The organism is Nocardioides donggukensis (genome assembly GCF_014842875.1).
Classification (GTDB): domain Bacteria; phylum Actinomycetota; class Actinomycetes; order Propionibacteriales; family Nocardioidaceae; genus Nocardioides; species Nocardioides donggukensis.
The window spans coordinates 265216-277753 of record NZ_JACYXZ010000001.1 but is presented as its reverse complement, the minus strand read 5'-3'; the positions used below and the strand labels follow the sequence as shown (position 1 = coordinate 277753).

The window sequence follows — 12538 nt, the reverse complement described above, 5'->3', positions numbered from 1 at the left end:
ACTCGGTCCGAGGAGATCAGGGGACGATGGTCTGCTCCCGGCCGGGTCCGACGCCGATCCCCCAGAACGGCGCCCCGCTGATCTCCTCCAGCGCGGAGACGTAGGCCTGCGCGTTCTTCGGGAGGTCGGCGAAGGTCCGGCAGCCGGAGATGTCCGTGCCCCATCCGTCGAAGTGCTCGTAGATCGGGGTCGCCCGGTCGAACTCGGTCTGGGTCATCGGCATCTCGTCGTGCCGGACCCCGTCGATGTCGTAGGCCACGCACACGGGGATCCGCTCCCAGGTGTCGAGCACGTCGAGCTTGGTGAGGAAGAACTCGGTGAGACCGTTCACCCGCGCCGCGTAGCGGGCGATGACGGCGTCGTACCAGCCGCAGCGACGGGTGCGACCGGTCGAGACGCCGATCTCGCCGCCGATGCGCTGCAGGTCGGCGCCGTCCTGGTCGAACAGCTCGGTCGGGAACGGGCCGGAGCCGACCCGGGTCGTGTAGGCCTTGATGACGCCGATGACCCGGTCGATCCGGGTCGGCCCCACGCCGGCACCCACGCACACGCCGCCGGCGACCGGGTTGCTGCTGGTGACGAACGGGTAGGTGCCGTGGTCGACGTCGAGCATCGTCGCCTGGGCCCCCTCGAACAGCACCGTCCGGCCCTCGTCCAGTGCGGTGTTGAGCAGCAGCGAGGTGTCGGCGACCATCGGCCGCAACCGGTCGACGTAGGAGGTGAGCTCCTCGACGACGGCGTCCACCGCGATCGCGCGCCGGTTGTAGACCTTGGCCAGGAGGTGGTTGCGGACGTCGAGCGCGGCCTCGACCTTGGCGGTGAGGAGCTGCTCGTCGAAGAGGTCCGCGACCCGCACTCCGACCCGGTTGATCTTGTCCGCGTAGGCGGGGCCGATGCCGCGCCCGGTCGTGCCGATCTGGTTCTTGCCGAGGAACCGCTCGGTGACCTTGTCGATCACCGAGTGGTAGGACGCGATCACGTGGGCGTTGGCCGAGACCACCAGGTCGGCGACCTCGACCCCGCGCTCCAGCAGCCCGTCCAGCTCCCGGAACAGCGCCTCGGGCGAGACCACGACGCCGTTGGCGATGACGCTGGTGGCGCCCGGCGTGAGGATGCCGCTGGGCAGCAGGTGGGTGGCGTACTTCTCGCCGTTGACGACGATCGTGTGCCCGGCGTTGTGCCCGCCGCTGGTGCGCACGACGTAGTCGATCTGCGCACCGCCGGACTCGCGCTGGGTCGCCAGCAGGTCGGTTGCCTTGCCCTTGCCCTCGTCGCCCCACTGGGCGCCGAGGATCACGATTGCGGGCATGCGTCATCCCTTCACAAAGAAACAGCCCCGTCCGGGTGCGCAAGGCATGGGCGGGGCTCTTGCGGCCATACGCTACCAAATCCGCAGGTAGGGTTCCCTGCCGTGGACCCCCTCCTCGTGATCACCAACAGCGACGCCGGAACCGCCGACGCGCAGCGCCTCGAGGGCGCGCTCGACATCCTGCGCCGCAGCGCGAGCGTCGAGGTGTCCGCCACCTCGAACCCGGGCGAGCTGGACGGGGTCCTGCACCGGGCCGGATCCCGCCGGATCGTGGTCGCCGGAGGGGACGGCAGCATGCACGCCGTGGTGGCCGCGCTGCACCGCCGGCACGAGCTGGCCGACCGGGTGCTGGGGCTGCTGCCGGTCGGCACCGGCAACGACTTCGCCCGCGGCAACGGCATCCCGCTCGACGTGGTCGAGGCGGCCGAGCTGGTGCTCCACGGAGAGCCACGCCCGGTCGACCTGCTCATCGACGAGCTCGGCGACATCGTCGTCAACAACGTGCACGTCGGCGCCGGCGCCCAGGCCAGCCGCCGCGGCCACCGCTGGAAGCACCGGCTCGGCGCCGTGGGCGTCGGCAAGGTCAACCTCGGCAAGCTCGGCTACCCCATCGGCGCGCTGCTCGCCGCCACCCACCCCCCGGCGGTGCGGCTGCGGGTGAAGGTGGACGGCCGCGTGGTCAACGACCTCGACCGGCCGGTGCTGATGGTCGCGCTCGGCAACGGCGCCCGGGTCGGCGGCGGCACCGAGCTGAACCCGGACGCGGACACCGAGGACGGCCGGATCGACGTGATGATCTCGCGGTCGGTGGGGCCGTTCGCGAAGTTCGCCTACGTCGCCCACCTGAGCCGCGGCCGGCACCCCGAGCGGGACGACGTGGTCCAGCTCAAGGGCAGCACGGTGGCGATCACCGGCGAGGAGTTCTGGTGCAGTGCCGACGGCGAGGTGCACGGGCCGGAGCGGCGTCGCACCTGGCGGCTCGAGCCCGCGGCGTACTCGCTGATCCTCCCGCCGCAGGGCTGACGGGGCGGTTGTCCCCGGCCGAGGGCGCCCCTCTCTCTCGCGGCTAGATCCAGCCGCGGCGTACCGCCTCGACACCGGCCTGGAAGCGGGTGTCCGCACCGAGCTCGATGAGCACGTCGGCCACCCGGCGCCGCACCGTCCGCAGGCTGATGCCGAGGGTGCGGGAGATCTGCTCGTCGTTCGCGCCCTCCGCGAGCTGCTGGAGGAGGAACCGGCGCAGGTCCGGCCGGGCCTCGCCGCGGTCCAGCTCCGGCACCGGCGAGGCCCGGTTCCACAGCTCTTCGAACAGCAGCGTGAACCCCTCGACGATGGACCGCTGACGCACCAGGATCCGGGGCTCGTCGACGAAGCCGAGCGGCTCGGGGACGATCGCGTGGGTGTCGCCGATGACCAGGAGCCGGGTCGGGAGCGTCGGCAGGATCCGGATCTGCTCGCCGGCCTCGGCGCGGGCGCGGAGCATGTCGGGGGCCTCGGTCAGCGCGACCACGGGGTAGATGGCCCGCGAGGACCGCCCGGTGGCGACCGCCGCGGCGATCACCCGGGCCATCGCGGACTCGCGGGGCATCCGCCAGACGTCGGGACGCAGCCCGAGCAGGTCGCCCTTGCTCTGGGAGATCAGGGCGGTGAGCAGGCTGAGCGGGTCCCCGCCCGAGCTCAGCTCCCCGTCCAGGGGGCCGCGCTCGGTGACCTCGCCCGGGCCGGGGCCGACGCCCGCGGCGGTCAGGAACGGCACCGCCCGCGCCAGCCCCTCCAGCATCGTCTTCACCTGGCTGGTGGCGTGGGCCTGCTCGCGGAGCAGCTCGGCGATCGCCTCCGTGGGGTCGCGGACGATGATCCGGTCCCCCTCCAGCCGGACCACCCCGTGCCGGACGAACGTCTCGACCTCGCTCATGAGCTGGTCGGGGGTCCGCAGCAGCGACGAGGCGACCGTGGACACCTCACCGCCGCTGAGCGCGAGGAGCTGGCCGTACAGACGTTCGAGATCCGGCGGGATCCCGAGAGCCGACGCGACGGAGGTGGGGACACGGCGAGGCATGGTGGCATGTTAGTGCCAGCGGCAGCCAGGAGCCAGGTGGCAGGGAGAGGCCAGTGCCATGATCGTGTCCCGCCGGTCGCCGCCGAGGTCAGGGGTCTGACCCCGATCTCGGCTGCAGGCGTCGGGGGATCGACCGCAGGGCACCGGCTCTCGGGGCTCCGCGGAGGACCGGCGGACCGCAGGCTGGCGGGCCGGAATGGCAGCAGGGGACCATTCCGGCACGTCAGCCGCCCGCGTTCCTCGACGTCGTGCTCCGGTAGCGTGTGCCGCCCCCACCCCCTTCCGGCACGCAGGAGTGAGCCCATGGCCCGCAGCGGAGACCCCCGCGACCCCGTGGACTGGGTGACCCGCGCCGCCGACGACGCGATCCGGCATGCCGGCGGCGAGGAGACGCTCGCTGCCGGCGGCACGGTCACGGTCGCCTCCGGAGCCTCGCCGTCCGGCCCGATCCATCTCGGCAACCTGCGCGAGTTCCTGACCGTCCACTTCGTCGCCGAGGAGCTGCGGCGGCGCGGCCTCCGCACCCGTCACCTGCACTCGTGGGACGACTACGACCGGTTCCGCAAGGTGCCCGCCGGCGTCGACCCGGCCTGGTCCCAGCACATCGGCCGCCCGCTCTCGGCCGTGCCCGACCCGTGGGAGTGCCACGACTCCTGGGCCGAGCACTTCAAGGCTCCGCTGCGCGACTCCCTGGCCACCCTCGGGGTGGAGATGGAGGAGATCAGCCAGACCGAGATGTACCGCGCCGGCCGCTACCGCACCCAGATCCTCACCGCGGCCGAGCGCCGCGGTGACATCGAGCGGATCCTGGCCCGCTACCGCACCAAGGCAGCGCCGGCGCCCACCTCCGACGAGGAGGCCGCGGCGCTCGCCGACTCTGTCGCCGACGCCGACGACCAGCCCGGCATCGGTGCCGGCGACCTGGCCCGGTTCCCCTTCAAGCCCTACTGCCGCGAGTGCGGGCGCGACACGACCGACGCCACGGCGTACGACGACGCGACCCACGAGCTGGCCTACAGCTGCTCCTCCTGCGGGTACGCCGGCTCCACGAACCTGGCCACGCAGGACGAGGGCAAGCTGGTGTGGAAGGTCGACTGGCCGATGCGGTGGGCCTTCGAGGGCGTCGACTTCGAGCCCGGCGGGCTGGACCACGCGACCCCCGGGTCGTCGTACACCGTCGGCAAGGAGATCGTGAAGGAGATCTACGGCGGACGGGCCCCGTCGTTCGTGGCCTACGCGTTCGTCGGCGTGGCGGGCATGGCGAAGATGTCCTCCTCGCGGGGCGGGGTGCCGACCGCGGCCGACGCGCTGCGGATCCTCGAGGCGCCGATCCTGCGCTGGCTCTACGTCCGTCGGCAGCCGAAGCAGGCGTTCAACATCGAGTTCGGGCCCGAGGTGGTGCGGCTCTACGACGAGTGGGACGCGCTCGGCCGGAAGGCCGGCGACCCGGACCGCCGGGACCCGCAGGTGCTCGCCTACGAGCGGGCCGCGAGCACCGCCGCGGCCGGGCGGCTGCCGACCCCGCCGGTCGTCGTGCCGTTCCGGGTGCTGTCCTCGGTCGCCGACGTCACCGCAGGCTCGGCGGACCAGATCAGCCGGATCGTCTCCGACGTCGGCCACGCCCACGACTCCGTGGCCGACCTCGAGCCGCGGCTGTCGCGGGCGATGGCGTGGACCGCCGACTTCGTCGACCCCGAGGACCGGACCGTGGTCCGCGAGTCGCCCGACCTGGCACGGCTCGGCTCCCTCACCGACACCGAGGCCCGCTGGCTGGAGCTCCTGCTGGCGAACCTGCCGGCCGAGGCCGACCTGGAGGCGGTGACCGCGGTGGTCTACGGGGTCCCGAAGCTGGCACACGGGCTCGACGTCGATGCCGCCCCGACCGAGGCCGTCAAGGCCGACCAGAAGGCGTTCTTCCGGCTGCTCTACAACCTGCTCGTCGACAAGGACCGCGGCCCCCGGCTGCCGACGCTGGTGCTCGCCCTCGGCCCGGAGCGCGTGCGGACGCTGCTGTCCCGCTGACGGGCTCGGGCCGGCGCGGGGCTGTCCGTGCAGACCGGACCTGTCATTCGGCCGCATGACATGTTTTCTCGCCGATTCCCTGCTCAACGGCCGCAATTGCGGCCGTGCGTCAGCGCCGAGGACGCGGCCGGTCCCGACCCGTCGCCGTCAGTCCAGCAACGCGTCGTACGCCGCGGGGCTGGAGTCGCGGAGGAACTCCGAGCACCGTTCCCACTCGGGCTGTTCGCCGATCGCCTTGGCGGCGGTCGCGAGGACGGCCAGGCAGCGCAGGAAGCCACGGTTGGGCTCGTGCTCCCACGGGACCGGGCCGTGGCCCTTCCAGCCGTTGCGACGCAGCATGTCGAGGCTGCGGTGGTAGCCGACGCGCGCGTAGGCGTAGACGGTGACGTCGTCGGCGCCCCCGTCGCGGGCCTCCTCGGCCAGCGCCGCCCAGGCGAACGGCGAGGCCGGGTGCGCCCGGACGACGTCCACGGCGGCCGCCTCGGCCAGCTCGGCCTCGGCCGGGTCGACCGGCAGGTGGGTGGCGGGCGGGCCGGCCATCAGGTCGACGTGGCTCATCGGACCGCCTTGCCGGCCGAGCGCAGGTTCTCGCAGGCCTCGACGATGCGGGCCGCCATGCCGGCCTCACCGGCCTTGCCCCAGGCCCGCGGGTCGTAGGCCTTCTTGTTGCCGACCTCGCCGTCGACCTTCAGGACGCCGTCGAAGTTGCCGAACATGTGCGCCGCCACCGGCCGGGTGAAGGCGTACTGCGTGTCGGTGTCCACGTTCATCTTGATCACGCCGTAGTCGACCGCGGCGCCGATCTCCTCGGCACTCGATCCGGAGCCGCCGTGGAAGACCAGGTCGAAGGGCTTGGCGTCGGCGTCGAGGCCGAGCTCGGCGACGACGGCCTCCTGAGCCGCCTTGAGGATCTCGGGACGGAGCTTGACGTTGCCGGGCTTGTAGACGCCGTGCACGTTGCCGAACGTCAGCGCCGTGAGGTACCGGCCCTTCTCGCCGGTGCCGAGCGCCCGCACGGTGGCCAGCGCGTCGTCCGGGGTGGTGTAGAGCTTGTCGTCGATCGCGCCGACGACACCGTCCTCCTCGCCGCCGACCACGCCGACCTCGATCTCCAGGACGATGTGGGCGGCCGCGCACTGCGCGAGCAGCTCCTCGGCGATCTGCAGGTTCTCGTCCAACGGCACGGCCGAGCCGTCCCACATGTGCGACTGGAACAGCGGCGCCTCGCCCCGCTCGACGCGCTCCTTCGAGATCGCGACCAGCGGGCGGACGAAGGAGTCGAGCTTGTCCTTGGGGCAGTGGTCGGTGTGCAGCGCGATGTTCACCGGGTAGTTCTTGGCGACCTCAGCGGCGTAGGCGGCGAAGGCCGCCGAGCCGCTCACCATGTTCTTCACCGACGGGCCGGAGAGGTACTCCGCGCCGCCCGTGGAGACCTGGATGATGCCGTCCGACTCGGCGTCGGCGAAGCCCTTGAGGGCCGCGTTGAGGGTCTGCGACGACGACACGTTGATCGCCGGGTAGGCGAACGCGTTCGCCTTCGCCTTGTCGAGCATCTCGGCGTAGGCCTCGGGGGTGGCGATGGGCATGGGGTCTCCTCCGCATTCACTGCTGACGTCGCCGCCAGCCTAGCCGCAGGAAGCGGCTGCCGCCCGGTCGGTCCACGGCCGTCCCAGGTGCTGGGTCGCCCGGCTAGCGTCGGGAGCATGCGGCTCACGACCAGCACCCGATCGACGGCCGTGCCGATGCCCCCGGAGTCGGCGTACGCCGTGGTCGCGAGCGGTCGACCGGGTCCTCAGTGGTACGCCGACGCGGCGCCGCTGGTCCTCCGCGGCGCCCTGGACCGGGTCCTCGGCGGGCCCGGGCGACGGTGGCCGGCCCCGGACCGGCCGCTGCTGAGCCGGGGCGACCGGGTCGGTTTCTGGCGCGTGGTCGCGGCCGGTGACGGGGTGCTCGACCTGGAGGCCGAGGTGCGGGCCCCGGGGTCGGTGCGGCTGCGCACGGAGGTGCTCCCCGACGGACCGGGCAGCCGGGTCGACCAGCGGGTGTCGTTCGCCCCCGACGGGCTGCTCGGCGCGGCGTACCTGCTCGCCGACCTTCCGGCCCGGGAGACCCTGATCGCCCTGGTCCACCGCCGCCTGCTCCGCGATCTCACAGCCGCCCCACCCCGATAGTCCACGAAGTTCGAGTCGCCCGGACACCGATCCGACGACTCGATGTTCGTGGACTATCGAGCGATCAGGCGTCGGACTCGGCCAAGCGCTTGAGGGCGGCCAGGGTCTCGGGGATGCCGGCGCGGGCCTGGTCGGCGCGGAGTCGGATCCGGGCAGGGGCCTCGTCGCCGTACTTCTCCCGGAACATCGCCAGGCCGGCCGGCAGGAACTCCCAGCTCTCGGTGAGCTCGGTGCCGCCCGCCACCGGGGCGAGGCGGTAGCCCCACCGCACGAAGCCGGCGCCGACCTCCCAGGCGAACTTCCGGCCCGGCTCCGCGGCGACCACGGTCGAGCGGGTCTCCCAGGAACGGGTCTCGTCGGTGTTGTGGCCGACGAAGCGGGCGCCGACCGCGGGCCCGTCGCCCTCCTCCCACTCGCAGTGGGTGCAGATCGGGCTCCACTCACCGGTCCGACCGATGTCGGTGACCAGCGCGTAGACGCGGTCGGGGTCGGCCTCGACGACGACGGACTCCTCGTGCCTCAGGTCCTCGGCCACGGCTACTTCTTCTGCCGCCGGCTGCCGCCGTGCCAGTCCTCCTGGACGCCCACGTCACCCTCCTCGACGCCGAGGCCGCGCAGCTGGGGCAGCTCGCGCAGGCTCCGCTTGAGCTCGGCGAAGCCGGGGAACCGGGCCAGTCCGATCACGTGGTCCCAGAGCTCGACGGCCTCCTCCTCCGAGGGCAGCCGGCTGATCACCGGGCCGAAGAAGGCGACCCCCTCCGGAGGCTCGAAGTGGATGATCGGCGTCCCGACGTCCTTGCCGGTCAGCCCGAGCGCCTGGTCGGTCTCGGAGCGGATCACCGCGTCCCACGACTCGTCGTCCAGGGCGTCGGCCAGCCCCGCGGGCAGCCCGACCTCCTCGAGCACCGGCAGCAGGAACTCGCGCGTTCCCCGGTAGCCGGCGTCGTGACCGTCCGCATCCGACGGTGGGGCGGAGTCGAAGATGTGCGCGCCGTACGCGGCGTACAGCCGGCCGACGGCCTCGCCGCCGTGCTCCTCGCGGACCCGCGCGGCCACCCGCAGCAGCCGGAGCCCGGCGGTGTGGCCGGCCTCGTACTCCGGCGGGAAGTGGGCGTCGTAGTCGACCTGCGCGTTGACCAGGCGCAGCGAGATGAAGCGCCACTCCACGGTGTAGTCGCGCTGCGCCATCACCCGGCGCACCCACTTGCTGGTCATCCAGGCGAAGGGGCACACGGGGTCGAAGTAGAAGTCGATGTCGGCTCGGCTCATGCCTTCGAGGCTGCCACGCCCCTGGTGACGGCGACCCGTCAGCCCCGCCAGGTGCCGCCGTCGTCGAGGTCGGCGTGGGCGCGGATCCACGCGTGCATCGCGATCGCCGCCGCCGCGCTGGCGTTGATCGAGCGGGTCGAGCCGAACTGCGCGATCGAGAACGTGCCGTCACAGGCCGCCCGGGCTGGCTCGGAGAGCCCGGGCCCCTCCTGCCCGAACAGGAAGCAGACCCGCTCCGGCACCGTGGCCGTCTCCAGGTGCAGCGACCCGGGCAGGTTGTCGATGCCGAGCAGCCTGACCTCCCGCTCATGCAGGTACGCCGCGAGGTCCGCTGCGCTCTCGTGGTGCCGCAGGTGCTGGTAGCGGTCGGTCACCATCGCACCGCGCCGGTTCCAGCGCCGCCGCCCGACGATGTGCACCTCGGCGGCCAGGAAGGCGTTGGCGGTGCGCACGATCGTGCCGATGTTGAAGTCGTGCTGCCAGTTCTCGATGGCGACGTGGAAGCCGTGCCGCCGGGTGTCGAGGTCGGCCACGATGGCCTCGAGCCGCCAGTAGCGGTACCGGTCGACGACGTTGCGGCGGTCCCCCGCGGCGAGCAGCTCGGGGTCGTACTCCGGTCCGGTCGGCCAGGGCCCCGGCCACGGCCCGACCCCGACCTCCTCGGGCCCGTGCGGCATCGGGTCGTACGGCGCCCGGTGCAGGGGGGCGGCCCCCGGGTCGGGCTGGGCGTCGGGCCGGGCATCGGGCCGGTTGTCGGGCTGGTTGTCGGGCCGGGCCTCGGGTTGAGGGTCGGGCTGGCGGTCCACGGCGCGACTCAGGAGGTCGGGTCGGGGACCGGAGCCGCCTCGCGGGCCTCGCGCCGGGCCTCGACGAGGACCAGCGCGAGCACGACGAGGGCGCCGACCACGATCAGCAGCAACGGGCCCGCCCACGGGTCGTAGGGGCCGCGCAGGCCACCCGCCCCGTCGGTGTCGGACTCGGTCTGCCAGGGCCACAGGGCCCGCAGGGACCCCAGCATCAGCCCCGCCATCACCAGCAGGGTGGTCCGACGGTGGGCGTCGAGCAGCCAGCGCAGCACCTGCACGAACGAGCCGAGCCCCAGCACGGCGCCGACGGCGAAGACCGCGAGGTAGCCGAGGTCCCGCTCGTCGACCGCGGTCAGGGTCGGGGCGTAGAGGCCGACCGCGAGCAGGAAGAAGGAGCCGGAGACCCCGGGCAGCGCGAGCGCGCACACGGCGATGGCGGCGGCGACCAGCACGACCGGCAGGGCCGGGTCCTCGATCTCGCGGCCGGAGGCGAGGCCGACCAGCCCGAACGCGACGACCGCCGAGAGCAGCACGACGACGACGTCCCGCCACCGGGGGGCACCGCCCCGGTCCTCGGGCAGCATCCGCAGCGGCACCGCGATGCTGACCGCGACCATGCCGAGGAACAGTCCGCGGGCGTGCTCGGGGTGGTCGGTGACGAAGCCCTCCATCGCGCCGGCGACGGTGAGCACCGCCGCGCCCATCCCCGCCAGCACGGGCAGCACCAGCCACCAGTCGACGCGGCGCAGCTCAGCGGTCGCCTCCCGCGCCCGGTCCGGGCCGGTGACCAGCGAGCGCAGGGCGGAGACGCCGTGGTCGGCGGAGCGGATCAGGCGCTCGTACACGCCGGTCACCAGGGCGACCGTCCCGCCGGACACACCGGGCACCAGCTCGGCGAGGCCGATGAGGACGCCGCGCAGCACGTTCAGCGGCAGGGACAGGCGGGAGGTCACGCCGCGCAGCCTAGTCGGCGGCCTGGCCGCTCCCCGAGCCCGTGCGCGGCGTCCGGTCCGTCAGGACCCCGAAGGCGATCAGCCGGTTGTCGGTGTGGAACAGCTCCGCGCAGGTGGTGAGCGTCAACAGTCGCTGCCCGGGCTCCTGCGCCGGCTCGGGCTCGCCGGCGTCGGGGTTGTCGGGCAGCGGGTCCACGACCCAGGTCTCGGTGAACGGCACCTCGAGGTCGTCGCCGCCGGAGGTCAGCTCGTAGGTGTACGTCGCGGCGCGGGTCTCCACGATCACCTCGTCGCCGATCTCGAGGGACGGCATGTCGCGCAGCGGCTCCCCGTGCGTGACCCGGTGCGCGGCGACCGCGTAGTTCCCGACCTTGCCCGGCCGCGCCGAGTTGTCGAAGTGCCCGTAGCCCGCGGCGAGCACCTCGTCGCTGGTGCCGGCCAGCACCGGCACGACGTAGTCGGCACCGAAGCGTGGGACCCGGATCAGGGCGGTGACCTCGCCCTCCGGCACCTGGACCGACCCGGCGTCGCGGACCGTGCCGCTCCCGGTCCCCGGCGGCCGGTCCCAGTCCCCGAGCACGTCGTCCACGATCCGCTCCTGGGCGCGCTGGGAGACCCAGTTGGTGCCCCAGTACTGCCAGCCGACGTACCCGAGCAGGCCGAGCCCGGCCAGGACCATCCCGATCCCGACCCACCGCACCACCGACCGGCGTCCGCTGCGTGCACCCACGGCACGAGTGTCCCCCATTACCCTCGACGGCATGGCACGTCACGCAGACCGGCTCCGGGGCATCGCCCCCACGATCTTCTCCCAGATGTCCGCGCTCGCGGTCCGCACCGGTGCGGTGAACCTCGGCCAGGGGTTCCCCGACCGCAGCGGCCCGGACGCGGTGGTGGACGCGGCGGAGGCGGCGATGCGAGCCGGGCAGAACCAGTACGCCCCCGGCATCGGGGTGCCGGACCTGCGGCAGGCCATCGCCGCCCACCAGGCGAGGCACTACGGGATCGGGCTGGACCCGGACCGGGAGGTCGTGGTCACCACCGGCTGCACCGAGGCCGTCGCCGCCGCCCTGCTGGGACTGGTGAACCCCGGCGACGAGGTGCTCGTGCTCGAGCCGTACTACGACTCCTACCTCGCGATGATCGCCTTCGCCGGAGGGGTCCGCCTCCCGGTCACCCTGCGGGCGCCGGACTTCCGCCTCGACGTCGAGGAGCTGCGGCGGGCGGTGACGGACCGGACCCGGGTGCTGCTGCTGAACTCGCCGCACAACCCGACCGGCAGCGTCCTCACCCGGGCCGAGCTGCAGGCCGTGGCCGACGTGGCCACCGAGCACGACCTCGTCGTGATCACCGACGAGGTCTACGAGCACCTGGTCTTCGACGACCACGAGCACATCCCGCTCGCCACGCTCCCCGGCATGGCCGAGCGGACGCTGACGCTCTCCAGCGCCGGCAAGATGTTCTCGTTCACCGGGTGGAAGGTCGGCTGGGCGACCGGCCCCGAGGAGCTGGTGGGCGCGGTGCTGAGCGCCAAGCAGTGGCTCTCGTTCAGCAGCGGCACTCCCCTCCAGGCGGCGGTCGCGCACGCCCTGACCCACGAGGCGTCCTTCTACGAGGAGCTCCGGGTCTCCCTCCAGGGCAGGCGGGACCTGCTCTGCGCGGGCCTCGGCGAGCTGGACGTGGACGTCCGGGTGCCCGAGGGCACCTACTTCGCCACCACCGACGTCAGCCGGCTGGGCTGGGAGGACGGGATGGCCTTCTGCCGGGCCCTGCCCGAGCGCGCCGGCGTGGTCGCGATCCCCGCCCAGGCGTTCTACGACGACCTGGCGGAGGGCCGGCACCTGGTGCGCTGGGCGTTCTGCAAGGAGGCCGAGGTGATCGAGGACGGCCTGCTGAAGCTGCAGAAGGCCGACCTCACGGCCTGAGCGGCGTCGTGGGACCGGCGCCGC

Annotated in this window: 13 protein-coding genes; 4 read left to right on the top strand and 9 right to left on the bottom strand. The window is 73.2% G+C overall.

Annotated features, from left to right (window positions below):
- Positions 1-16 precede the first annotated feature (16 nt).
- Entirely contained in the window at positions 17-1309 is a 1293-nt protein-coding gene (locus IE331_RS01270; protein ID WP_192139732.1) for an adenylosuccinate synthase, read from the bottom strand.
- 102 nt (positions 1310-1411) lie between these two features.
- Between IE331_RS01270 and IE331_RS01265 the strand changes: the two genes are divergently transcribed.
- The gene (locus IE331_RS01265) at positions 1412-2332 is read left to right on the top strand and encodes a diacylglycerol/lipid kinase family protein (RefSeq protein ID WP_201930872.1); all 921 of its coding nucleotides are present in this window, start codon (positions 1412-1414) and stop codon (positions 2330-2332) included.
- Positions 2333-2375: 43 nt separating this feature from the next.
- On the opposite strand, the gene IE331_RS01260 is transcribed toward IE331_RS01265, so the two are convergent.
- Positions 2376-3368 carry a helix-turn-helix domain-containing protein gene (locus IE331_RS01260; protein ID WP_192139730.1) on the bottom strand — a complete coding sequence of 331 codons (993 nt, stop codon included), beginning with the start codon at positions 3366-3368 and terminating at the stop codon, positions 2376-2378.
- A 303-nt stretch (positions 3369-3671) separates the two neighbouring features.
- Here IE331_RS01260 and lysS point away from each other — a divergent pair, with 303 nt between their 5' ends.
- On the top strand, positions 3672-5390 hold the full coding sequence (gene lysS / locus IE331_RS01255) for a lysine--tRNA ligase (RefSeq protein ID WP_192139728.1): 1719 nt from the start codon (positions 3672-3674) through the stop codon (positions 5388-5390).
- 147 nt (positions 5391-5537) lie between these two features.
- Here the strand turns inward: lysS and IE331_RS01250 are convergent, their stop codons facing one another.
- Together IE331_RS01250 and fbaA are read right to left on the bottom strand one after the other, a co-directional pair.
- Positions 5538-5948, bottom strand: a complete 411-nt coding sequence (locus IE331_RS01250; protein WP_192139726.1) for a DUF3151 domain-containing protein — start codon at positions 5946-5948, stop codon at positions 5538-5540.
- Positions 5945-6976 carry a class II fructose-bisphosphate aldolase gene (gene fbaA, locus IE331_RS01245; RefSeq protein WP_192139724.1) on the bottom strand — a complete coding sequence of 344 codons (1032 nt, stop codon included), beginning with the start codon at positions 6974-6976 and terminating at the stop codon, positions 5945-5947. The genes IE331_RS01250 and fbaA overlap by 4 nt, the downstream gene beginning before the upstream one ends.
- Before the next feature lie 117 nt (positions 6977-7093).
- Here fbaA and IE331_RS01240 point away from each other — a divergent pair, with 117 nt between their 5' ends.
- Positions 7094-7561: a DUF2867 domain-containing protein gene (locus tag IE331_RS01240; RefSeq protein WP_192139722.1), complete on the top strand. Its 468-nt coding sequence runs from the start codon at positions 7094-7096 to the stop codon at positions 7559-7561.
- A 64-nt stretch (positions 7562-7625) separates the two neighbouring features.
- Here the strand turns inward: IE331_RS01240 and IE331_RS01235 are convergent, their stop codons facing one another.
- From IE331_RS01235 to IE331_RS01215, 5 genes are all read right to left on the bottom strand, one after another.
- On the bottom strand, positions 7626-8096 hold the full coding sequence (locus IE331_RS01235; RefSeq protein ID WP_192139720.1) for an SRPBCC family protein: 471 nt from the start codon (positions 8094-8096) through the stop codon (positions 7626-7628).
- A gap of 2 nt (positions 8097-8098) precedes the next feature.
- Positions 8099-8830: a mycothiol-dependent nitroreductase Rv2466c family protein gene (locus IE331_RS01230; RefSeq protein ID WP_192139718.1), complete on the bottom strand. Its 732-nt coding sequence runs from the start codon at positions 8828-8830 to the stop codon at positions 8099-8101.
- A gap of 38 nt (positions 8831-8868) precedes the next feature.
- Complete coding sequence (locus tag IE331_RS01225) at positions 8869-9507, bottom strand: TrmH family RNA methyltransferase (protein ID WP_192141584.1); 639 nt, start codon at positions 9505-9507, stop codon at positions 8869-8871.
- Positions 9508-9644: 137 nt separating this feature from the next.
- Positions 9645-10589 (bottom strand): DUF368 domain-containing protein, encoded by a 945-nt coding sequence (locus IE331_RS01220; protein WP_201930867.1) that lies wholly within the window; start codon positions 10587-10589, stop codon positions 9645-9647.
- 10 nt (positions 10590-10599) lie between these two features.
- Entirely contained in the window at positions 10600-11319 is a 720-nt protein-coding gene (locus IE331_RS01215; protein WP_201930865.1) for a class E sortase, read from the bottom strand.
- Between the two features lie 31 nt (positions 11320-11350).
- Here IE331_RS01215 and IE331_RS01210 point away from each other — a divergent pair, with 31 nt between their 5' ends.
- The gene (locus tag IE331_RS01210) at positions 11351-12514 is read left to right on the top strand and encodes a pyridoxal phosphate-dependent aminotransferase (RefSeq protein ID WP_192139714.1); all 1164 of its coding nucleotides are present in this window, start codon (positions 11351-11353) and stop codon (positions 12512-12514) included.
- The last annotated feature ends 24 nt before the right edge of the window (positions 12515-12538 follow it).